This window comes from Leptolyngbya sp. FACHB-8 (assembly GCF_014695575.1).
Taxonomy (GTDB): domain Bacteria; phylum Cyanobacteriota; class Cyanobacteriia; order Elainellales; family Elainellaceae; genus Vacuolonema.
The window spans coordinates 77,454-98,390 of record NZ_JACJOO010000071.1 but is presented as its reverse complement, the minus strand read 5'-3'; the positions used below and the strand labels follow the sequence as shown (position 1 = coordinate 98,390).

General features: G+C 51.0%; 20 protein-coding genes and 2 pseudogenes. 13 read left to right on the top strand and 9 right to left on the bottom strand.

The window, feature by feature from the left end:
• Position 1 precedes the first annotated feature (1 nt).
• The 5 genes from H6F91_RS19470 to H6F91_RS19450 all read right to left on the bottom strand — a co-directional run bounded on the left by H6F91_RS19470 (position 2) and on the right by H6F91_RS19450 (position 4,081).
• On the bottom strand, positions 2-436 hold the full coding sequence (locus H6F91_RS19470; protein WP_190771516.1) for a hypothetical protein: 435 nt from the start codon (positions 434-436) through the stop codon (positions 2-4).
• Between the two features lie 108 nt (positions 437-544).
• Positions 545-1,396: an ABC transporter permease gene (locus H6F91_RS19465; RefSeq protein ID WP_190771517.1), complete on the bottom strand. Its 852-nt coding sequence runs from the start codon at positions 1,394-1,396 to the stop codon at positions 545-547.
• Positions 1,397-1,627: 231 nt separating this feature from the next.
• Complete coding sequence (locus H6F91_RS19460) at positions 1,628-2,047, bottom strand: hypothetical protein (RefSeq protein WP_190771518.1); 420 nt, start codon at positions 2,045-2,047, stop codon at positions 1,628-1,630.
• 21 nt (positions 2,048-2,068) lie between these two features.
• Entirely contained in the window at positions 2,069-3,370 is a 1,302-nt protein-coding gene (locus tag H6F91_RS19455) for a hypothetical protein (protein WP_190771519.1), read from the bottom strand.
• A 261-nt stretch (positions 3,371-3,631) separates the two neighbouring features.
• Positions 3,632-4,081, bottom strand: a complete 450-nt coding sequence (locus H6F91_RS19450; RefSeq protein ID WP_190771520.1) for an ABA4-like family protein — start codon at positions 4,079-4,081, stop codon at positions 3,632-3,634.
• Positions 4,082-4,482: 401 nt separating this feature from the next.
• On the opposite strand from H6F91_RS19450, the gene H6F91_RS19445 reads away from it, so the two are divergent.
• The gene (locus H6F91_RS19445; protein WP_190771521.1) at positions 4,483-5,547 is read left to right on the top strand and encodes a cysteine peptidase family C39 domain-containing protein; all 1,065 of its coding nucleotides are present in this window, start codon (positions 4,483-4,485) and stop codon (positions 5,545-5,547) included.
• 348 nt (positions 5,548-5,895) lie between these two features.
• Here H6F91_RS19445 and H6F91_RS19440 read toward each other — a convergent pair whose 3' ends face one another.
• On the bottom strand, positions 5,896-6,999 hold the full coding sequence (locus H6F91_RS19440) for a metallophosphoesterase (RefSeq protein WP_190771522.1): 1,104 nt from the start codon (positions 6,997-6,999) through the stop codon (positions 5,896-5,898).
• Positions 7,000-7,428: 429 nt separating this feature from the next.
• On the opposite strand from H6F91_RS19440, the gene H6F91_RS19435 reads away from it, so the two are divergent.
• The 7 genes and pseudogenes from H6F91_RS19435 to H6F91_RS19405 form a co-directional block, all read left to right on the top strand.
• Positions 7,429-8,019 carry a TetR/AcrR family transcriptional regulator gene (locus H6F91_RS19435; protein WP_190771523.1) on the top strand — a complete coding sequence of 197 codons (591 nt, stop codon included), beginning with the start codon at positions 7,429-7,431 and terminating at the stop codon, positions 8,017-8,019.
• Positions 8,020-8,029: 10 nt separating this feature from the next.
• On the top strand, positions 8,030-9,202 hold the full coding sequence (locus tag H6F91_RS19430) for an ABC exporter membrane fusion protein (protein ID WP_190771524.1): 1,173 nt from the start codon (positions 8,030-8,032) through the stop codon (positions 9,200-9,202).
• A 110-nt stretch (positions 9,203-9,312) separates the two neighbouring features.
• Positions 9,313-9,498: pseudogene (locus H6F91_RS19425) on the top strand (response regulator transcription factor); the annotation flags it as partial.
• 17 nt (positions 9,499-9,515) lie between these two features.
• Positions 9,516-10,682, top strand: coding sequence for an ABC transporter permease DevC (gene devC, locus H6F91_RS19420; protein WP_190771526.1), 1,167 nt, complete (start codon positions 9,516-9,518; stop codon positions 10,680-10,682).
• Positions 10,683-10,702: 20 nt separating this feature from the next.
• The gene (locus H6F91_RS19415) at positions 10,703-11,446 is read left to right on the top strand and encodes a DevA family ABC transporter ATP-binding protein (RefSeq protein WP_190771527.1); all 744 of its coding nucleotides are present in this window, start codon (positions 10,703-10,705) and stop codon (positions 11,444-11,446) included.
• Positions 11,447-11,543: 97 nt separating this feature from the next.
• Positions 11,544-13,013: a glycolate oxidase subunit GlcD gene (glcD, locus tag H6F91_RS19410; protein ID WP_190771528.1), complete on the top strand. Its 1,470-nt coding sequence runs from the start codon at positions 11,544-11,546 to the stop codon at positions 13,011-13,013.
• Between the two features lie 116 nt (positions 13,014-13,129).
• A pseudogene (locus H6F91_RS19405) lies at positions 13,130-13,318 on the top strand (hypothetical protein); the annotation flags it as partial.
• A gap of 239 nt (positions 13,319-13,557) precedes the next feature.
• On the opposite strand, the gene H6F91_RS19400 reads toward H6F91_RS19405, so the two are convergent.
• Positions 13,558-13,725: a hypothetical protein gene (locus tag H6F91_RS19400; protein ID WP_190771529.1), complete on the bottom strand. Its 168-nt coding sequence runs from the start codon at positions 13,723-13,725 to the stop codon at positions 13,558-13,560.
• A 320-nt stretch (positions 13,726-14,045) separates the two neighbouring features.
• Between H6F91_RS19400 and H6F91_RS19395 the strand changes: the two genes are divergently transcribed.
• Entirely contained in the window at positions 14,046-15,017 is a 972-nt protein-coding gene (locus tag H6F91_RS19395) for a PrsW family intramembrane metalloprotease (protein ID WP_190771530.1), read from the top strand.
• Positions 15,018-15,174: 157 nt separating this feature from the next.
• Here H6F91_RS19395 and H6F91_RS19390 read toward each other — a convergent pair whose 3' ends face one another.
• Positions 15,175-15,741 carry a hypothetical protein gene (locus tag H6F91_RS19390; protein ID WP_190771531.1) on the bottom strand — a complete coding sequence of 189 codons (567 nt, stop codon included), beginning with the start codon at positions 15,739-15,741 and terminating at the stop codon, positions 15,175-15,177.
• A gap of 270 nt (positions 15,742-16,011) precedes the next feature.
• Between H6F91_RS19390 and H6F91_RS19385 the strand changes: the two genes are divergently transcribed.
• Complete coding sequence (locus H6F91_RS19385) at positions 16,012-16,734, top strand: NAD(P)H-dependent oxidoreductase (RefSeq protein WP_190771532.1); 723 nt, start codon at positions 16,012-16,014, stop codon at positions 16,732-16,734.
• Between the two features lie 114 nt (positions 16,735-16,848).
• On the opposite strand, the gene H6F91_RS19380 is transcribed toward H6F91_RS19385, so the two are convergent.
• On the bottom strand, positions 16,849-17,559 hold the full coding sequence (locus tag H6F91_RS19380) for a C40 family peptidase (protein ID WP_190771533.1): 711 nt from the start codon (positions 17,557-17,559) through the stop codon (positions 16,849-16,851).
• 23 nt (positions 17,560-17,582) lie between these two features.
• On the opposite strand from H6F91_RS19380, the gene H6F91_RS19375 reads away from it, so the two are divergent.
• From H6F91_RS19375 to H6F91_RS19365, 3 genes are all read left to right on the top strand, one after another.
• On the top strand, positions 17,583-18,524 hold the full coding sequence (locus H6F91_RS19375) for a serine hydrolase (RefSeq protein ID WP_190771534.1): 942 nt from the start codon (positions 17,583-17,585) through the stop codon (positions 18,522-18,524).
• A 62-nt stretch (positions 18,525-18,586) separates the two neighbouring features.
• On the top strand, positions 18,587-19,786 hold the full coding sequence (locus tag H6F91_RS19370) for an MFS transporter (RefSeq protein ID WP_242035876.1): 1,200 nt from the start codon (positions 18,587-18,589) through the stop codon (positions 19,784-19,786).
• Positions 19,787-19,890: 104 nt separating this feature from the next.
• The gene (locus H6F91_RS19365) at positions 19,891-20,346 is read left to right on the top strand and encodes a transcriptional repressor (protein WP_190771535.1); all 456 of its coding nucleotides are present in this window, start codon (positions 19,891-19,893) and stop codon (positions 20,344-20,346) included.
• The last annotated feature ends 591 nt before the right edge of the window (positions 20,347-20,937 follow it).

Genomic DNA, 20,937 nt, shown 5'->3' with positions numbered 1-20,937 from the left:
CTTACCTGTTTTCCCGCTGCAACTGTCCACCAATCCGCCATTCCTGAGCAATTAATCCAGACCACAGCAGAAATGCAACAAGAGTCAAGCCAGCAACGGCATCAAGCAAAATGGAACCATGCATCTTGACGGACATAGGCACGACCATTGGGTACAGGTAATGCACGGGACTTGAAAGGCTGGTGATGGAGTACACGCTGAGAATTAGGTAAGCCACTCCAAAGTTACTTCTGGTATAGAGCCAATAGCCCAACAAGCCTGCAGGAGTCATCGCTGCAACCGTGGCAAAAATCCCCGATGGTGTAATCCAATCTGGGCCTGGGTACTGCTCCAGAAACAAGGCATTATCGGTGTAGTGAAACCATGTTGAAGCAATATTCAGGGCCAGAATCGCCAGGAGAACCCGTTGAGAGGATTTCTGAGGAAGCATAATCATGTTCTAGAACAGCTTTCCTGAGATTCTAGCGAGCAGAACACTATATTGCCTTTGGCGCGCGGTTCTCGGGCCTGATTTCAAAATGAGAATTGCTGTTTTTATATCAATTCAAATAACATCAACAAACGTACGTTCAACTTGGCGGAAATAAACAATACCGGTAATGAGTAAAGTGACAACCAGCAGTAGTGACAGACAAAACCCTGGTAAGTAAAGCGATGCTTCGCCACCGAGAATAGCCCAACGAAACCCATCAATCACGCCTACCATCGGGTTGAGCGAATAAATTAGACGCCACTGAGCAGGGACAATACTGCTGCTAAAACCTACTGGAGAAATATACAAGCCGAATTGCACGATGAACGGAACGATGTAGCGAAAGTCTCGGTATTTTACATTTAATGCAGCAAGCCACAAACCAGTTCCCATCGCGGCAGCAAAGGCGATCGCCACAAACAAAGGTAACGTTACAATTCGCCAACTTGGGACAAAGTTGTACCAGGCCATCAACCCGAGCAGGATCATGCCTGACACTAAAAAATCAACAAAACTAACGATGACCGCACTAGTCGGGATAATCAAGCGAGGAAAATAAACTTTTGAAAGAAGGTTCGCATTACCAATTAAGCTATTGCTGCATTCCGACAACGCACTGGAAAAAAATTGCCAGGGCAACATCGCAGCAAATACCAAAATTGGATAAGGGGCTCCTCCGGACGGCAGCTTCGCCAATTTCCCAAACACAACGGTAAACACAATCATTGTCAAGAAAGGCCGGATCAAGGCCCAGGCCATGCCGATCGCTGTCTGCTTGTAACGCACCAGAATATCGCGCCAGGCCAGAAAGTAGAACAGTTCCCGGTAACGCCACAAATCTTGCCAATACTGATACTCAGTCCGTCCCGCCGTAATGATCAGCTCATTAGAAGCGGATGAGGCTGGATGGCGTTGCGATCGCATAGACAAATACCAGTATTACGGTGGGACAAACCATCAATCTGAAATGCCGAAGCATTGGATGTAGGCAGAGAACAGGCAGCCTCATTGCCCGCGAATGTTAGGGGCAAGTTGTCGTCCCTATATCGATTGCAGGGGCACCGCTACCGGGCAGGCTTTTTCCATGCAAGTTAATCAAGCAGATTGGATTGATTGCTCAGCCTACCCAGCACATTCCACTGAATCCTTCAAGCCTTACCAGACTCGTCGGACGCGGGCCTGTTCAAAGTTCTCTTCCCATTGCTGATTAGCAGAATCCAAAACCCCATCGGCTTGATCTATCAGTTCTTCTAGATGGTCACAAGGGTTATATCCTGCCAGATGGGCTTCGGGCTCGTCGGTCTGGTATAGAGCCAGGCAGGCTTCGTAGGTATCGCCAATTTCATCAGCCAGTCCGCCTGCAGCCTGAATTGTATCGGCCCCAGTGGGTATCCCGGAGTAATCGACCGGAAATGGATAGATGACATCAGGGCTAGCCCCGGTGACATCGGATTGGTTTGTCACCTGGGCAATCGCTCCAGGAGCACCCATTGCCCCCAGGATCAGGATGGCGATCGCCCCCATCATCGGTTGCAGATAATGAGAGTGAGACATAGAGATATGGGTTGGTTTCATGGTTCTTCCCGAGAAATGCAGTTAGAAGCGGAACGAAACGCCTGCACCCAGCACCAGACGAGGATTGTCACCCGCCCCGGCTACATCCCGCAATGCAGGAGTAATCACCAGAGGAAAGTCACGGAACGGCGTAATGGACAGCCCCAGCGCCAAATCTTGCCCCGTCCATTCCACAATTGCACTCACCGGCTGCGCTATCCGGACAGCGGCACTCCCAAATACACCGATGGTATCGTTGTCATCCTCAATATCCTCAACGGTACGGAAGCGTCCACTACCTACCCCTGCCGTTAGAGCAACCCGACTGAACGGATCATTAATGTCAGGTGTGGTTCGAGCCACATAGGTCACCGCACCATAGAGGCTGTCCTCAAAATCCACCGGGTCATCCCCCGTGATCAAAAAACCTTCCCAACCAGCGGCAATACTCCAGTTATCCCCTAACCGGCGGTGAATCTTCGCGTTGAAGCCCCCCGCACCAAAATCTCGATTGGCCCCAAAACTGGCCAGGGTATAGGACAGTTGAACGCCAACTGCCTCATCGGCATCTCCGAGGCCAATCCCAATATTTGCAGAGGCATCTGCTTCGTCATTGTCGCGCACGCTGGTTTGGAAGCCAAATCCGAAAAAGCCGATTCCATCATCCGCCCCATAACCCGAAGGCACCGCAATGGTGATCGCCGGAGAGCCTTCATAGACATCACCAAATTCGGGGGGCGGTTCGTTAATATTCCGGAGGCGATCTTGCAGGTCTTCAATGTCCTCCTGGGATGGAACCTCCTGCTTATTATCAGCCGTGACCGTAATAGGAGTTCCATCATCTAGTAAGGTATCGGCATCCTGTTGCGTGTTTTGGGCCATTACCTCTACCAACGTTTGAGGCACCGTCTCAGGGGGAGCGATCGCCGTAGCCGTTGAACTCACGCTCACAGGAGAGGCTACGGCTTCCGGCACCGTTTGGAGATCGGGGGGGGCAGGTTGTGCCAGTGATGTTTGAAGGGGCTCAATCTCAGTATCAGAGGCTTCCTGTTCACCATCCTGTGGGGAAACGGTGGAGGCGACCGAAGGTGCTTCCGGAGAGCTCGTTGCTGCCAGTAATGATAATTTCTTGGAGGACTCCCCTACAACCAAAGATTCAGGCTCTGTTATTGCGACAGAGGGAAGTGCCGAAATTGCGACCAGATCGTCAGCATCCTCAGTAGTTATGCTGACGTCAACAGGCGCCGAATTTGGTGTTTCAGCGGGACTGGCGATCGCCGTAGAGGATAACTCCTCTGCGGACAGCAGAGCCAGGGTACAAAGAGCCACTGTCGAAGCGCGCATAGCCTTACCGTCCAAAGATGGGAAAACACAAGCTATCTGTTGTTACATCGAAAACCTTAATGGTCAGGATAGAACGATAATTAGGTTGTATTTTTTTAGAAAAGCGCGGCAAAAAAAACTCCGAATTGGCGTTTTTTGGGCGATCGCTCTTTTTCTATAAAGACCAGTTAAAGAAGAGGCTTCTGCAAGCGATGTGTTATATGTGACACATCGCTTGCAGAAGCCTCCGCATACCGTCATTCAAATTCTTGTAGTACTGGGTCAGGCCGCTCCTGGCGTGGCATCTTTGCCTGCCGTCAATCGCTGGCTGATCCAACTTGTCACGATGTGGGATAGCAATCCCATTGGCCCAGCAAATAAACACAGCACCAGCGAGTGCAGTGTCCATACGCCAGTACGCTGGCCTTCCAGATAAATCCAGCGGCCCACAAACAAATCCATGACGAGAAAATGCACCCACCCTGTTGCAGCAATATGCTCATTGGAAAACAAACGCGCAATATCAGCCAGTTGAGTACTGGTAAACGCCTGAGCTGTTTCAGGATCCAGTGCCGTAATGAACAGGTAGAGGTACAACCCGGCTAGTGCCACAAACGGCAGAAAAGACGCCATTACCTGGCGAGTTACCCCCCAATTGGGCAGGAAAATCATCAACGCCCAAAACGGTAGAACAAACAGATTGGCAGCATTAAACAGAAAATCCAGGTTCATAGGGCAACTAGAAAGACATCAGACCGACAAGCGGTCATTTTTCCTTCAAGTGTATAGCAATGTGCAAGTGCGTTAAGTACAGCAACGGTGGTGTGGGCGCGAAGTGCCCCACACCACCGTACTTAATCAACGTGCACAGCGCTATATAGCAGTTGCCAAACATCTAGACCCGCTGGGTTCTGGTTCAACATGGGTATGGGGCTGGATGAAATGAGCTACCTATGCCTATTCCACCCAGCCGGAAAGTTATAGCAGTTATTTTTTGTACGCGATCGCGTACAAAAAATAACTGCTATAACAGGCTCCATCAACCCATGAACCGGGCGATCGCCCCCCATAACAGAACGGGAAACCTAATATAGAACATAATCCCTAACCCTGAAAATCTACTTCCAAGCTTCATGGTACTTAGCCTGGTCAGCACAATCTTATTAGGAGGCCTTGCATTCTGGTGGGGCACTCGGACGGGGCATTGGCTACTGCGGCGTGGGGCAACGGCCCGCGACTTATTTCAGGGGCGGAATTGGCTCTCCGTCGTTTTTTTGGGGTTGTACATTGGCATGATGTTGCTGGTGCTGTACGCCCCCCAATGGAATTGGTTGCCGCTGGAATGGCGCGTGTATGGCATGCGTGTGACCTGGACTGCCATGCGGGTGATTCTGCTGGGTGTCTGTGGGGTTGGCTTTATCGTGACCTGGTACACCCTTCGCAAGCAGGTGTTGGCGATCGCCCTCATTGGGGTGTTGGGGCTGGCTAGCTTTACCACCGCTGAAAACTATCTACTTGAACCGATCTACAGCACCTTGCAGGACAACTTATTGCCCAACGGAGTGTATCAGCAAACCTCTACCAGCAGTTGTGCCGCCGCCGCAATGGCGACTGTCATGCGACGTTGGGGCATTGATGCCCCTGAGTCACGGGTTGCCAAATTGGCGGAAACCAGCCGGATGGGCACGACCATGCCACAGCTCATTGTGGCTGCTCGTGAATTGGGGCTGGATGGGGTAGAAGTGAACAACACCACCTGGAAGCAAATGCAGCGCATCAATCGCCCAGGAGTGCTGGCAAGTTGGTTGATTAGCAACAATGGGCGACGCAAATCCCCTCATGCGATCGGCCTTCTGGAAATTAGTGATACCAATGCTGTGATTGCAGATCCCGCCTGGGGTCGAGTCTACTTCCTGGCCCCCGATGAACTCGCTCATATTTGGCGCAAGGAATACGTTCCCTTCTTCCGCCCCGAAGCCATCAACCTCAGTCCTCAACAGGTGCAAGATTATCTACAGCGCTCAGGTTATCTGACCCCTGGGTCAGGAGATGTGACCGCAGCACTCAAGCAATTCCAATCCGACTTTGCGGTGCGTCAGACCGGCGAGGTCGATTCCATCACAGCATTGCTGCTCAGCGGTCCCTTTATAGAAAATGCCCCTCGTTTGGACCGAACTGAGTCAGTTCAACCTAAATAAGGAGATTTCTGAGAAACAATATCCCCATTATTTGGAAAAAAGGCGCGGCTTCGCCGCGCCTTTTTTCCAAATAATGGGGAAGTTCTTATCTGGAAATCTCCTAACCTCAGTTCGGGATAAGCTGAAGTGCTCATTTTGGCGTGCACATAGTGCACGCCAAAATGAGCGTTTTCGAGTGCCGCGCAACGCGCGGCACTCGAAAACGCCCTTAACCCGAACTCAGGGTAAATAGGAAAAACGCACTGAGAATCGCGCATTGAATAACCTGCCATTCTTTTTATGGGAGTGGTGGCTTAGCCGCCACTCCCATAAAAAGAATGGTGAAGGTATTAGTTTTATTTGTGATCCTTACCATTCCAGGCGGGCATGATTATCGATGAGTAGAGTATTGCCCTCTGCATCCACTGCCGAGAAACGCCGTAGATGCTTGCGAATTGTTTCTGGTAGATGGTCGAAATCAAACTGGGCATCTCCCTCCGAAATGTCAGCCCAGAAATAGCGCAATTCTCCAACCCACTCCTCAGCTTCGGCGGGAGACAAACTCAAGGGTGGTTCTGTGAGAAAACGAGTCATGAAGTGATGGGAGCGATCGCCCATCCATTCCCGTGACTGGTGGGGTAGATTTTCCCAACCGGGGAGCGATCGCACCCGACCCGACTCCACCTGCACGTATCGCTCCTGTTTGTCCTGATGAAATTGCAAAACTCGATAGGGATGGGGATAACTCACCAGCGATCCCGTCGTAATCTCATACATTCCGGGAGCCTGGGCAATATCCTGCACATGTAAATGCCCTGTAAAAATGAGTGGCACATCGGCCGGATGTAATCGGTTCAATAACTCCTTCGCATTGGAGAGCATATACCGTTGTCCCATTCCGTGGCGCGACTGCCCCGGTAAATGCTCCAACACATTGTGGTGCAACATCAGGAGAATGGGCACGTCTCCCAACTGCGTCAGCGTTTCCGAGAGCCAATCCAATTGCTCAGTATCCAAAAATCCACTGTGTAGTTGGTTGCCCTCGTCGTCAAAGGCAATGGAATTGAGCCCAATTAACCAAACACCGGGCACAATCTCCTGACAATAGTAGGGGTGCTCGGAATCTCCATAGCCAAATTTACGGTAGAGCTCAATAAATTGAGCCATAGTGACCTGGCGATCGCTCCCCTGGGCCGTAATTACATCGTGATTTCCTGGCACCACATAAGCAGGATAGGGAAGTTGCGACAGTCGCTCCACCAACCAGCGATGATTTTGAAATTCCCCATGCTGGGTCAGATCTCCCGGCAGCAGCAGAAAATCCAGCTCCAACGACGCTAATTCTTCAAGAATCGATTCAAAGGCAGGAATACTCACTTCCACTAAATGAAATCGGTGGGCATTATTCCAAATCGTCTCCGGGAGAGCGATGTGGGGATCGCTGATAATCGCAAACCGAAAATTTAGGGGCATAGCAATCGGGCTGGGGAATGTTTGCAATGGGCAGAAGAAGCCCATTGAAACCAATTTATCGCTAATGCGAGTAGTACCGGGAGAACTGTGGCTTCTGAGGCCCCATAAGTAACTTGAATCCCGGATAAGTCGAAGTACCCAATTTTTGCATGGGAACGCGCATGCAAAAATTGGGTACTTCGAACTGAAGATCAGAATCTCAGAGGCTAAAAAACTTTGCTCATAGACTTTACAAGCAAGCGTTACCCCGCTTAATATATAACAAACGTTCGATATAAAACAGTCCGGCCTGGGAAGATCTGCTGGATTGAGATTTATTCCCTGTACGCTCTACCCTTTGAGTCGTCGTATGGTTTCTCAGTTGGCCTGTCGCAACTTGCTCCTTCAAGCGGCTTATGGTTCCCTGAGATCGTTGCTTGCTTTCGTCCCATGCCCAAAATCATTGACCATGACCAGTATCGCAAGGAGTTGTTGAGCCAATGCTTTGACCTGTTTGCCGAGAAAGGTTATGCCGCCATCACCATGCGGCAAATTGCTCAGGGATTGAAGGTTTCCACTGGCACGCTCTATCACTACTTCCCCAGTAAGGAGGTGTTGTTTGAGCAGATGGTGCGGGAAATGGCCCTGCAAGACATCCAGAATGCAATCGTCGAAATTCAAGCAAAGGAAACAACCCTTGAGCGTATTGAAGCCATTTTTTACTTCATCGCTAAACACGAAGACTATTTCATTAAGCAAAACCTGATTTGGTTTGAGTTTTACCAACAGCAAAAACGAAGTGGAGGCGATCGCCTCTCTCTGTTCTGCCAGGTTTGGAAAGAGTACGAACAGGAGATCAGCGATCTGGTTGCTATTAAAGATAAGAATCTCCTGAAACTCCTGGGATGTTTTATCGACGGCATGTTACTGCATCGCATGTTTGATCCAGAAGAATTTTCCTTGGAACAGCAAATACAACTACTGATGAATATGCTGAAACTTTATTTCGATCAACATCCCGAACAGGGTCAAACACGTTAGGAGGAAACCAATGCAACATACAATGCGGCCTCCTAAAAATCATTTAATTGGCCTGTTGTTGACGGCAGCAGCCATTACCGGAGGTTTAACTCTGTACGGCATCACGTCTGTCAACGATGCCAAAGAAAGCGTAGCTCAACCCGTTGAAACTACACCCGAAAACCGCACAATTACAGCATTAGGGCGTTTAGAGCCGGCGACCGAAGTGGTTCAACTTGCAGCACCTATGATCCTGGATGGCGATCGCCTTCTAGAACTGCGGGTGAAGGAAGGCGATCGTGTCGAAGCTGGTCAGATTATTGCTGTGTTGGGGTCACGCGATCGCCTTCAGGATGCCGTCCGTCAGGCTCAAGAGCGGGTACGATCGGCTCAGGCGCGTCTGGCTCAAGTACAGGCCGGAGCCAAGTCAGGGGAAGTACAGGCGCAGCAAGCCGCCATTGTTCGCCTTCAGGCTGAACTGGATGGAGCACGAGGGATACAGGCTGCGACCCTGGCTCGGTTGGAGGCGGAATATCAAAACGCCCAGGTGGAATATAACCGATACCAGCAGTTGTATCAGGAAGGGGCCGTTTCCCAGTCAGCATTAGACAGCCGTCGACTGACTGCCACTACTGCCCAGGCTCAATTACAGGAAGCTCAGCAAAACCAGAACCGCACCCTCGAAACGCTACAGGCCCAACTCCAAGAAGCCACTGCCACACTGGATCGAATTGCGGAAGTGCGTCCGGTCGATGTGCAGGTGGTTCAAACGGAAGTGGATGGAGCGATCGCTGCCCTCTCCCAGGCGCAAACTGACTTAGAACAAGCCTATATTCGTGCCCCCTTTGTGGGCCAAATTCTCAAAATTCACACCCGGCCTGGAGAGAAACTGAGCGAGAACGGCATTGCCGATTTAGGCCAAACCGACCAGATGACAGTTGTTGCCGAAGTTTATCAATCCGACATTGGTAACATTCAAACCGGACAGATGGCTACCATCACAGGCCAGGGGTTTGATGGAGAGTTGCAGGGCACCGTTTCCCAGGTAGGTTTACAGGTCAGCCGCCAGAACACCTTCAGCAACCAACCCGGAGAAAATCTCGATCGCCGTGTCGTAGAAGTGCGCATCACCCTCACCCCCGAAGCCAGTCGTCACGTATCCCAACTCACCAATCTGCAAGTACAGGTCGCCATCCAACCCTAATTTTTGTGCGCCCTAAATGATAACGAATGTTCGATATAGAACCTATCTGAAGCCCTCTCCCAAAACCTATGCAACCCACCCGTGCTGCAGCCCAATCCCCCCTAATTCCCCTCTCAAGCCGTGAGCAAGAAGTTTTGAAGTTGATTATGGAAGGAGCAACGAACACAGAGATTGCTCGTCGCTTGTATGTCAGCCCCAACACCATCAAGACCCACGTTCGCAACATCCTCAACAAACTTGGGGTAGAGCATCGCCTACAGGCCGCTGTAGTCGCCTTAAGACATGGCTTGGTCTAACCCAGGAGCTTTAACCCATGTTGCAAACCCTTACCAAAAAAACGCCCCTGGCGTGGCTTCTGCTAACGAAGCAAAAAGCACGGCTGGCGGTGGCGATCGCCGGAATCGCCTTTGCAGACATCCTCATGTTCGTTCAAATGGGCTTCCAGGGTGCCCTATTTGATGCAGCGACCAAGCCTTACCGGGAACTGGATGCCGATCTGGTCATTGCTAATCCTCAGTTTCAAACCCTGTTTGCCGTTCGCAGCACCCCTCGGGAGCGGTTGTACCAGGCCGCAGGTGTAGAGGGGGTTGAATCCGTTAGCCCGCTCTACATTGCTTCGGCACAGTGGCGCAATCCGGAAACGTTGCAGAGCCGCACCATTCTGGTATGGGGCTTTGATCCAGGCAGCCCGGTGTTTCAATCCACAGAAATTAATCAAAACCTGGATCAAATTAAACCCCTCAATCAAGTGTTGTTTGATCGAGCGGGGCGACCGGAGTATGGGGCGATCGCCCAAACTTTCACCGAAAACGGGCCTTTCGATGCCCAACTCAGCAACAAACAGGTGCAGGTCAGTGGCGTGTTCACCATGGGCTCATCCTTTGCTGCCGATGGTAACGTCGTCGTTAGCGACTCCACCTTTCTCAACCTCTTTCCCGAACGCACTCCCGACCAAATTGAAGTCGGTCTCATCCGCCTCGTCCCCGGAGCCGATGTGGAAACCGTACGCCAACAAATTGATGCCATCCTCCCCGAGGATGTGATGGTCCTCACCCCCGAAGGTTTTGCCGACATTGAGCAAGGCTACTGGGCCAACGGCACTGGCATCGGCTTCATCTTCGGCCTGGGTACGATCATCGGCTTCATTGTCGGCATCGTCATCGTCTACCAGATCCTTTACTCTGACGTTTCCGATCACCTACCTGAATTTGCCACGTTGAAGGCAATGGGCTATAGCGATCGCTATCTCCTCATGGTGTTGATGCAAGAATCCCTCATCCTCGCTCTGGTCGGCTTTGTCCCCAGCCTTCTCCTCGCCACTGGCCTCTATCAAGTTGTCTACGCGGCAACCCTCCTACCCATTGGAATGAAAGCAGATCGGGCGATCGCCGTCCTCCTCCTCACCGTCATCATGTGCGTCGCCTCTGGAGCCGTCGCCATGCGCAAACTTCGCAGTGCAGATCCGGCAGATATTTTTTAACGCATCCAACGCATCCATTTATGCAAACCCTCACCACCCAGTCCCACCCCCTCGAAAACGCGATCGCCCCCGTCATTTCTGCCCGCAATCTCAATCACTACTTTGGGCAAGGCGATCTCCGCAAGCAAGCTCTATTCGACATCAACCTCGACATTCATGCTGGGGAAATTATCATCATGACTGGGCCATCCGGTTCGGGTAAAACGACATTGCTGACCCTGATGGGAGGGTTGCGATCGGCTCAGGAAGGCAGTCTGACGATTCTGGGTCAGGAAATTTGTGGAGCTACAAAGCAACAGCTTTTGCAATTGCGCAAACAAATCGGTTACATCTTCCAGGCACACAATTTAATGACCTTTTTGACCGCAAAGCAGAATGTGCGGATGTCATTGGAATTACACGAGAAATATCTCGATCAGGATATCGATGCGATCGCCACAGATATTCTCAAAGCCGTTGGCTTAGAACAACGGATTGATTACTATGCGGAAAGCCTATCGGGGGGACAGAAGCAACGGGTGGCGATCGCCCGTGCCCTGGTCAGTCAGCCCCGCATCATCCTGGCTGACGAACCCACTGCCGCCCTCGACAAGAAATCAGGCCGCGAAGTGGTCAGCCTCATGCAAAAGCTGGCAAAAGAGCAGCAATGCACCATCCTGCTCGTCACCCATGACAACCGCATTCTAGATATTGCCGATCGCATCATCTACATGGAGGATGGTCGCCTGGCCGATCATCCGGACCCGGCAGCGCTTGTGCACTGACGAACCCACGCCACCTCGGCTTTTGGAAACTCGCAATCTTCGAAGGAATATCCCTATACTTTAAAGCGATAGACAGATTTTGTTGCAGGGCCTAAGCATGGTAGCCGTACAGACTGGGCGGAGTTGGCAACCCATTATTCAAGAATTGGAGGCAGTCATTGCTCCCCAAAACGTCATTCGCCGCAAGGAAGAATTACTGGTCTACGAGTGCGACGGGCTCACCAGTTATAAGCAGCGTCCGGCTATTGTGGTCTTGCCTCGCACGACAGAGGAAGTAGCGTGGGCGGTGAAGGTGTGCGATCGCCATAATATCCCCTTCGTCGCTCGCGGTTCTGGAACAGGGCTCTCTGGCGGTGCATTGCCTCTAAAAAACTCGGTACTCATCGTCACCTCTATGATGAGCCAGATTTTGGAGGTGGATCTGGAAAATCAACGGGTCGTCGTACAACCTGGTGTGATTAATAACTGGGTAACCCAGGCTGTCAGCGGAGCCGGGTTCTTCTATGCCCCCGATCCTTCCAGCCAAATCATCTGTTCCGTAGGGGGCAACGTTGCCGAGAACTCCGGTGGGGTTCATTGTTTGAAATATGGCGTCACGACGAACCACATTTTGGGGCTAAAACTGGTCACCCCTGACGGCTCTATTGTAGAAGTTGGCGGCAGAGTCCCTGAAATGCCTGGATATGACCTGACAGGGGTTTTCGTCGGCTCCGAAGGAACCCTTGGCATTGCTACCGAAATCACCCTGCGAATTGTCAAAGTTCCCGATGTAATCAAAGTGCTTCTGGCCGACTTTACTAGCGTTGAAGCCGCAGGGCAAACTGTCTCCGACATCATCAGCGCAGGTATCATTCCCGGTGGCATGGAGATCATGGACAACTTCAGCATCAATGCTGTGGAAGATGTGGTTGCCACTAACTGCTACCCCCGAGATGCTACCGCTATCTTGCTGGTGGAATTGGATGGCCTGGAGGTCGAAGTTGAAGCAAATACACAAAAAGTGGAAGAAATCTGCTGCAGGAACGGGGCCCGCAGCATTCAAACTGCCACGGACCCCGCCGAGCGGCTTAATCTCTGGAAAGGCCGTAAAGCTGCCTTTGCAGCCGTTGGTAAAATTAGCCCCGACTACTACGTGCAAGATGGCGTAGTACCCCGTACCAAGCTGCCGGAGATGTTGCAGGAGATTGAAAATCTGAGCCAGAAACACGGTTATCGGGTTGCCAACGTATTCCACGCAGGTGACGGTAACTTGCACCCGTTAATTCTCTACAACAACGCCATTCCCGGTGAGTTGGAAAAGGTAGAAGAGTTAGGCGGTGAAATCCTCAAGCTTTGCGTCAAAATGGGCGGTACCATCTCTGGCGAGCACGGCATTGGTGCAGACAAACGCTGCTATATGCCTGAGCTATTTAGCGAAACGGATATGGAAACCATGTTGTGGGTACGCGATGTGTTTGACCCCAAACGCATTGCAAACCCAGACAAAATTTTCCCCACTCCTCGCACCTGTGGTGAAGCAGGCCGCGCCGAAGCCCAAAAATCATTTCCTAGCCTAGAGCGGTTCTAACGTATAACCCTTGCCGCTCTGATGAGATACGAGAGATGGATGTGGAACAACGTCCCACATCCATCTCTCGTATCTCACTAGTTGATGCTCAACCGAACGGGCAAAAACGGCGATCCAGCGAGTCACCGAAATTGTTGCTGGCTCATCGGCAGGGTAAGACGACGATTTTGATTAGTCATCGTCCGAGGGTCATCAGCCGAGCAGATTGGATTGTGCTGTTGGAGCAGGGCCAGTTGAGATTACAAGGATCTCGGGAAAGCTTGCATGCTAAATCAGGGCCACATTTAGGCTTCTTGACACCCTGAAGATTAACCCGAATCACGAAACTTCTCAAGTCTATACAGCGCTTTTCAAACGCTTAAAATCCGGTTGTTTTTGTGGGAGCCACGCGGAGCGCGGCTCCCACAAAAACAACCGTGGCTGATTCAAGCGCAAAGCGCTGTATGCACGTTGCGGTTGAGTTTTTTCGTGCGCTAAGCGCACGAAAAACTAACCTTTCCAACGATTAAAATACATCCTGGGCCTGGTCACCGGTTTCTAGCGTTCAGCCCATGGGTTCATAGCAGTCGAGGGTTGCTTCCATTTCCCTGGCACTTACGGCACCTGCTTCGTAAGCTTTGAGAGTGCGATAAACCTTCAGCAGGCGTTCCCGGTGTAGCACACCCATACACAGCAAATTTAAGGCACGTTGAGAGAAGTATTCCAGGGTCATCGTCTAAAGCATCTCCTTGAACGGTATACAAGCACTCATGCAAAGAGTGGCGGTCATCGGGGCCGCTACACTCAGTAGACGTATATTCCTTCGTCAAAGTGCCATAAGCCATCAGAGACATGAAACGCCTGAAGTCCCCTTTCTGTTGCCGTGAAGCAACAACAGAAAGGGGACTTCGCATCCAAAAATGGCCTTTGAAACAGACCCTGGTAGTATCCCCATCAGGTCGTATTAAAAAGTACAACGATCTGCTCACCATCCTTTCTAAGAGCGTACTTTTAGGGATACCTATAAGAACAAGCTCTTGTTTAACTTCCCCGATGGACGTATTCATCACCTCTACCATTGTTCTAGCCATCCCTGCATATTTCTACACCCGGCTAATTCGCAGTATTGATCGCTTCGAAAAAGAACCAATGCCCTATCTTCTGGGGGCGTTTTTCTGGGGAGCTGTCCCTGCTGTGATTGTCGCGATTATTCTGCAAGTTATTCTGGGGCTACCTGTCGAGGCCCTGCTAGGAGCCGATTCCTTAGAAAGCGAGTTGATTTCTGGGGCGATCGCTGCCCCCGTCACAGAAGAAATCTTGAAAGGAATGGCCGTTGCCATTATCTACTTTCTGTTTCGCAAAGAGTTTGACGGGTGGGTTGATGGGATTGTCTACGGCGGTATGGCAGGATTTGGCTTTGCCTACATTGAAAATATTTTGTATCTAAGCTCCACAGAAAGCTGGGAAGAGTGGTTTACTCTCCTGATTCTCAGAACTGTTGTATTTGGAGGATTACATGGTTTTTGGACAGCCTTAACAGGGATTGGCTTTGGCTTAGCCCGCTATTCTCGAAACCCCTTCTACAAGATCTTTGTAATCACAAGTGGATTACTCGCGGCCATGTTTGGCCATCTGGTACACAATGGCTCTTTAACGTTCGTGGAGGCGGATGGCTCTATATTTTTAATCACGCTATTGAACTATGGAATGCTGGCTTTCTTCATGCTCATTCTCTGGTTTATCGCAGGTTATAACGATCGCCGTCGCCTTACGGTTTACCTGCAAGATGAAGTACCTGGAACGTTCTCAGATATCTGCTACGAGGGCTTATGCAAGCACCGTTCAAAGCACCTTGCAAAATTGGGCATCAAGAGAAAACAACGTCGTCAACTTTTTCAGCTAGCCGCTGAATTAGCGCAAAAAAAATTACAGTTGAAAAAGATGGGCGACGAAAAAGGAAATAGCGAAGAAATCACGAAACTGCGAGAACAGATCAAAGCTTTAACAACACAATTCTCCTCGTAGCTAATCTGATGAAACAGGACTGACGCAAGTCTTCCGTGTCGTATGAGTGAGAGGAGGGCGATCGCCCTCCTCTCACTCATAAACCCGAATAAACATAGTGCGCAGTACTTTGTACTGCGCACTATGTTTATTCGGGTTTACAGATTATGCAGACCGGTTAGAGCTGTTGCAGAATTTGGAGAATGAGGGGTAAAGCACTATCGCTGTCGTTATCGTCTCCCAGGCGATACTCATAGTTGCGATCGTCCGACCGATTATTGTTGTAATAATCGTCTCGATCTTCATAACGACAAATACCATTTCGGCAGACACGAATTCGTGAATCCCGATCGTCATCATCGTAGCGATCCCGATCGCGATCGTATCGATCATCATTATCACGCCGATAGCGATCATCTAAATCATTGCCGTAATCGTCATAAACATCATCGCGATCGCGGTCTTGGCGATCATCGACTCCATTGTAGAAGTCATCATCGTCGTAACGATCGCGGTCACGGTCACGGTCACGATCGCGATTGCTATTCTGGTCACGCCGATCAACCCAATCGTCATCAAAGCCTTCGTCCCAATCATCCCACTCGTCCTTGCTGAGGTCAGAGCTGACAGCAGCGGGGCCATCTGAAGTGATGGTGGGAGCTTTAGGCGAAACCTCCGCTGCTGCGACAGGCGCCGCCAATGAAAGACAAAGTACGCACAGACCAAACAAGCGATGAGATTTCATAACATTTCTCCAGGGACACAGATGAGGGATTGGCCCAGTGTAATGATAGTTAAAAGGACGAATCGGAGGTGAAGGAGTTCCCGCAGGAAATCAAATTCGAAATCATTTGGGGGAGGGCGATCGCCCCTGAATTCGACACATTCTTTCCCTGATTAAACCTGGGATTTCAGGTATCAACGTGCCTATAGAAGCCTACGTTCAAGAAACGAATGCTTTGACTAAAAGGTATCATCAAGGTCATTGTTTCCGAATCACCCGAGAGTGCTATCTATGAAGGTGTTTATCGTCCATGCTCATCACGAACCGCGCAGCTTCAACTCAGCCCTTACGCGCATTGCTCAGGATGTTTTAACGGAGGCGGGCCATACAGTTCAAGTATCCGACCTGTATGCGATGAAATTTGATCCGGTATCCGATCGGCGAAACTTCACCTCTGTGAAAAATCCCGACTATTTGAAGCAACAGGTCGAAGAGCAGTACGCCCACGAAACAGGCACCTTCGCAGCCGACATTACAGCTGAGTTAGAGAAGTTGGAGTGGTGCGATGTGCTCATCTTTCAATTTCCTCTCTGGTGGTTCTCCATGCCTGCCATTCTGAAGGGCTGGGTGGATCGGGTGTTTGCTATGGGAGCCGTGTACGGAGGAGGTCGATGGTATGATAACGGCCACTTTCAGGGCAAACGGGCTATGGTTTCTGTCACGACGGGAGGTGGGCCGAGCATTTATAGCCCTACCGGCTTGCACGGGGATATTCATCAAGTTCTTTACCCCATTAACCACGGCATTCTTCACTTCGTTGGGTTCGACGTACTGCCCCCCTTCATCGCTTACGGGGTAAGCCGCGCCGATGATACAGACCGTAGTAATTACCTGAAGGAATACCAGCAACGCCTCCTGAACCTCGACACAACTCCACCCATTGCTTACGCCTCCCTGACGGATTACGACCCCGAGACCTGGCAGTATCGAAAACGTCGCGATCGCACCGACTAATTCATCTCAACGTCCGTAACGCTACCCCCGCAAGAAGGACCGAGCATAAAAGGTGCATGACTTGCAGCGCATAGCGCTACAGATCATGCACCTTCAACAACTGAAGTCATCAGATCAAGCGCATCCATAACAGGCGACAACACGCCCGGCTCCACGGTATTGGCGGAAATAGGCTTGACTAACGGTATCCCCTGACTCCGATAGCACATCTACACCAATGCCATTGCGCCCCTGATCCTTGCCCGAGCTATGAATATAGCGGCCATCGCCAAGGTAGAGCCCGACGTGGGTACAGCGATCCGGGCGACCGAAGAAGACCAGATCGCCGGGTTGCAGATCTTCAAAGGCGATCGCCTGCAAGAATGCCTCTTGCTGATAGGCATCGCGCGGTAACCAGATGCCCACTGAGGCAAAGGCTGTTTGCATTAAACCTGAACAGTCATAATTTGGGCCAACGGTGCCACCCCACAGATAATGGTTGGGTTGGGTCATGGCCACCTGGGTGAAGGCAATCACCTGGGGCAATCGTCGCTGAATTTCTTCAAAGGGGAGGGCGATCGCCTGATAGGACGCCTCCGCTGCCTCTAGCAAATCCAGATCCTCTACCGCGATCCAACCGGGATAATCGTCTTCGCACAGTTCTACCGTCAAAACAGGATTTCCGTCCTCCGGTTGCGCTACGATCCGCAATTGGCGACCTGCTACCGCCTGGGTTGCCAGCCGCTCTAAAGTCGGCCCATCGTAAAGATTGAGATTTTCGAGACAGCGGTATTGTGCAGGGGTTGAGCTACTGAGTTGGGCTTGAACCTGGGCGAGGGAAAGCATAGGGGAATTGTTTGGGAGACGTTATGCCATTTTTTCATCGTGATGACACATTGACACAGGTAGGCGATCGCATTCTCGAAACAACCTGGGCTCAGTTTCCCAAACTTGCCCGCAATCAGATTGCCCTCACCTGGCTGGTGTATGACCCACCCTACCCCGTTAATACTGGCGGAGCCCTCACTCCTGAAGAGTTCTGGAAGTACCCGGTGCGTGGCTATAGCTACCGGGGAGTGGAGCGTATTTATCCGGCTAGCGTCGTCAAATTGTTCTATCTGGTCGCCGTTCACGAGTGGCTAGAAAATAATATGATTTCCCCTTCTGCTGAGCTGGATCGAGCCGTACGCGACATGATTGTAGACTCCAGCAACGACGCCACCAGCCTGGTTCTCGATACCCTCACTGGCACTACCAGCGGCCCCGAGCTCAGCCCCGGCCCCTTCGAAACCTGGCAGACCCAACGCAATATCGTCAATCGCTACTACCAATCCCTCGGTTGGCCCGAATTTGAAACCATTAATGTAAACCAGAAAACCTGGAGCGAAGGCCCCTATGGGCGAGAGCGAGCCTTTTATGGGCCAGAAATGGAGAATCGCAATTGGTTAACCACTGAGGCAACCGCCCGATTGTTACATGCTGTCGTGGGTGGAGTCGCGGTATCGTCGGGGCGATCGCAGGCCATGATGCAACACCTTCACCGCAGCCTGGACCCAGCCGCTCTAGCTGCCGATCCTGAAAATCAGGTGGTCGGTTTTCTGGGCGGTGGCTTACCCCCGAATGCTCGCCTCTGGTCAAAAGCCGGATGGATGAGCCGCGTTCGCCACGATGCCGCTTATATCGAACTTCCTGAAGGGCACCCCTACCTGCTGGTGGTCTTCACGGAAGGTCGCGAGCATAGTGCTAACGACACGTTACTTCCCTTTATTTCGCAACAAGTGGCGGCTGCAATTCAAACACAACAAGTGTAAAGGAATCAAGACTGCCCCAAAACAGCTCAGTATACTGGTGGTCTGTTTCGCTTCAGGCCGCCATGACCCAGACGCACTCTTCTGCCCCTGCCATTCTCTGGTCTCCAGTCTGGGCCTTGGCCGCTATGCAGGGGGCCATCACTTTAATGTGGGTGACTTATAACCTCTACTTACCCAAATTTTTAGAACAATTTGGGTTTCCCGTGGCGGCAGCGACAGCGCTAATCATTGCCGAAAACATATTATCCGCAGGGGTTGAGCCCTTAATGGGCAGTTTTTCCGATCGCACTCAACGCTGGCTCGGCACCCGATTTCCGTTCATCGCGACTGGGGTGATTGTGGCGTCAGTTCTATTCATGGCGATTCCGGCGATCGCCCTGTTTGGCGCACAGGTTGGCACTGTCATGCGATCGATTCTAATCATCGCGCTCATCGCCTGGGCGTTGTCCATGACCATCTTCCGTAGCCCCGCATTATCGTTGCTAGGACGCTACGCCATCAACAGCCAGATGCCACTGGCAGCCAGCATTCTGACTTTGGTAGGGGCTGTTACTGGAGCGATTGGCCCTGTCGCCAACCAGGCTCTATTAAAACTGGGAGCCCCTCTCACTTTTACCATTGGTAGCCTGGTACTCCTCGGAGCCGCAACCCTACTTCGCTCTGTAGCTCCCCCCGCTCCCAACTCCGACACTGTAGCCGAAACCCATGAACCGTTAGATTGGAGCCGTCTGGGATTGATCTTTGGTGCAGGTATGGGCATTGCTATCGGCTTTCGGCTGATGCTCACCATGGTGCCTTTAAGATTGGCAGAAAGCGCTGGCTCTGGGGCACCTTCCTGGATACTGCTCGTGTTATTCGTGGCGATCGCCCTCAGTGCTCTACCTACAGGCACTCTGGCTGTACGATTAGGCAATAGCCGCGCCATGTTGATAGGCCTGGGAGCGTTGGCGATCGCCCTTAGCCTTTGCCTGATCAACCTCAGCTCAGCAGGGGTTGCCGCACTCACTGCCATTCTAGGTGTCGCCTTTAGTCTGGTATCTAATGGCACCCTGCCCTTTGCTTTATCTCTTGTTCCACCTGTTCGAGCGGGGCTGGCTACCGGGCTATTTTTTGGAGGCGGGGCACTGGGGGTATCGTTATTCTTCAGTTTGTTTCAGAAGCTGAACACGAGCCAGGGATTGGTGGGCGGGGCGATCGCCTTCCTTTTTGCAGCAGGCTGCATCGCGCTCTGTCAGAAGCGAGTGAATAGCTTAATGTATTAGTAAGTCCTAACATAATGATAATGATTCTCAATAAGATAACACTCTTGCAAATCAACAAGCAGTTCGTTATCATTCTCAATAGCTGAGCTTTATTGATAAGAATTATGACCGCCTACTCCGCTACTGCCCTGAAGGCTGAATTAAATGAGCGCGGTTGGAGGCTTACACCTCAGCGTGAAACCATCCTGCAAATTTTCCAAGATTTGCCTAAAGGTAACCACCTGAGTGCGGAAGACTTATACCACCTGCTGAAGCAGGAGGGGCATCCCATCAGCCTCTCCACCATCTACCGAACTCTCAAGTTGATGGCCCGCATGGGCATTTTGCGGGAACTGGAATTGGCTGAGGGCCACAAGCACTACGAAATTAATCAACCCTCGCCTCATCACCATCACCACCTCATCTGCGTTAAGTGCAACCGCACCATCGAGTTTAAGAATGACAGCATTCTTAAAACGGGTATGAAAACTGCTCAGAAGGAGGGGTATCATCTGTTAGATTGCCAACTGGTAATTCATGCGATATGCCCGACCTGCCAGCGATCGCTGATTCCTGTTTAAAGCATCCAAACAAGAAAACGCTTGGTGTAAAACACGTTGTATTAACTGACGAAATCGTCAGTTAATAAAGTTTGCCGTCAAGACATCGAATACTCCGTTGTTACTCATAAGTGCTTAGTTTCAAGAAATCGTAAATATGCTTGAGAATCCAGAGAAAAGGGGCGGAAAGCGCCCCTTTTCTCTGGATTCTCAAGCATACCGGGAGGGTTTTCCACAAATCAGGTGCATCCAGAAATTGACAGCTCCAGCTAAGTCTTTTTCCGTGGAACAGATAACTCGTGGAACAGATAACTTCGGTAAAGCAACGGCAACGTTTGAGAAGATAATTAACAGCGACCTGGAGCATAGCAAATAAGGAGATTTCCAGTAATGAAATTACCCCCAGAATGTTGGTGCTTTGCCCGCGAAGCGGGCAAAGCACCAACATTCTGGGTAAATTCTTATGCAGAAACCTCCTAAGTTGAATGACCTGCTGAAATTCATTGAAAAATAGAGAGAAACGGGACTTTTGGCAAGATATAAAGCTCAAATGGCAGAATAGAGCTGGGATTTATCTTCCGGTATAGTCCACAGGTTGAGCCTCTACCTATG

Excerpts from the sequence above, each read along its gene's own strand:
- H6F91_RS19470 (WP_190771516.1), bottom strand. The coding sequence starts at position 436 with ATGATTATGCTTCCTCAGAAATCCTCTCAACGGGTTCTCCTGGCGATT.
- H6F91_RS19465 (WP_190771517.1), bottom strand. The coding sequence starts at position 1,396 with ATGCGATCGCAACGCCATCCAGCCTCATCCGCTTCTAATGAGCTGATC.
- H6F91_RS19460 (WP_190771518.1), bottom strand. The coding sequence starts at position 2,047 with ATGAAACCAACCCATATCTCTATGTCTCACTCTCATTATCTGCAACCG.
- H6F91_RS19455 (WP_190771519.1), bottom strand. The coding sequence starts at position 3,370 with ATGCGCGCTTCGACAGTGGCTCTTTGTACCCTGGCTCTGCTGTCCGCA.
- H6F91_RS19450 (WP_190771520.1), bottom strand. The coding sequence starts at position 4,081 with ATGAACCTGGATTTTCTGTTTAATGCTGCCAATCTGTTTGTTCTACCG.
- H6F91_RS19445 (WP_190771521.1), top strand. The coding sequence starts at position 4,483 with ATGGTACTTAGCCTGGTCAGCACAATCTTATTAGGAGGCCTTGCATTC.
- H6F91_RS19440 (WP_190771522.1), bottom strand. The coding sequence starts at position 6,999 with ATGCCCCTAAATTTTCGGTTTGCGATTATCAGCGATCCCCACATCGCT.
- H6F91_RS19435 (WP_190771523.1), top strand. The coding sequence starts at position 7,429 with ATGCCCAAAATCATTGACCATGACCAGTATCGCAAGGAGTTGTTGAGC.
- H6F91_RS19430 (WP_190771524.1), top strand. The coding sequence starts at position 8,030 with ATGCAACATACAATGCGGCCTCCTAAAAATCATTTAATTGGCCTGTTG.
- devC (WP_190771526.1), top strand. The coding sequence starts at position 9,516 with ATGTTGCAAACCCTTACCAAAAAAACGCCCCTGGCGTGGCTTCTGCTA.
- H6F91_RS19415 (WP_190771527.1), top strand. The coding sequence starts at position 10,703 with ATGCAAACCCTCACCACCCAGTCCCACCCCCTCGAAAACGCGATCGCC.
- glcD (WP_190771528.1), top strand. The coding sequence starts at position 11,544 with ATGGTAGCCGTACAGACTGGGCGGAGTTGGCAACCCATTATTCAAGAA.
- H6F91_RS19400 (WP_190771529.1), bottom strand. The coding sequence starts at position 13,725 with ATGACCCTGGAATACTTCTCTCAACGTGCCTTAAATTTGCTGTGTATG.
- H6F91_RS19395 (WP_190771530.1), top strand. The coding sequence starts at position 14,046 with ATGGACGTATTCATCACCTCTACCATTGTTCTAGCCATCCCTGCATAT.
- H6F91_RS19390 (WP_190771531.1), bottom strand. The coding sequence starts at position 15,741 with ATGAAATCTCATCGCTTGTTTGGTCTGTGCGTACTTTGTCTTTCATTG.
- H6F91_RS19385 (WP_190771532.1), top strand. The coding sequence starts at position 16,012 with ATGAAGGTGTTTATCGTCCATGCTCATCACGAACCGCGCAGCTTCAAC.
- H6F91_RS19380 (WP_190771533.1), bottom strand. The coding sequence starts at position 17,559 with ATGCTTTCCCTCGCCCAGGTTCAAGCCCAACTCAGTAGCTCAACCCCT.
- H6F91_RS19375 (WP_190771534.1), top strand. The coding sequence starts at position 17,583 with ATGCCATTTTTTCATCGTGATGACACATTGACACAGGTAGGCGATCGC.
- H6F91_RS19370 (WP_242035876.1), top strand. The coding sequence starts at position 18,587 with ATGACCCAGACGCACTCTTCTGCCCCTGCCATTCTCTGGTCTCCAGTC.
- H6F91_RS19365 (WP_190771535.1), top strand. The coding sequence starts at position 19,891 with ATGACCGCCTACTCCGCTACTGCCCTGAAGGCTGAATTAAATGAGCGC.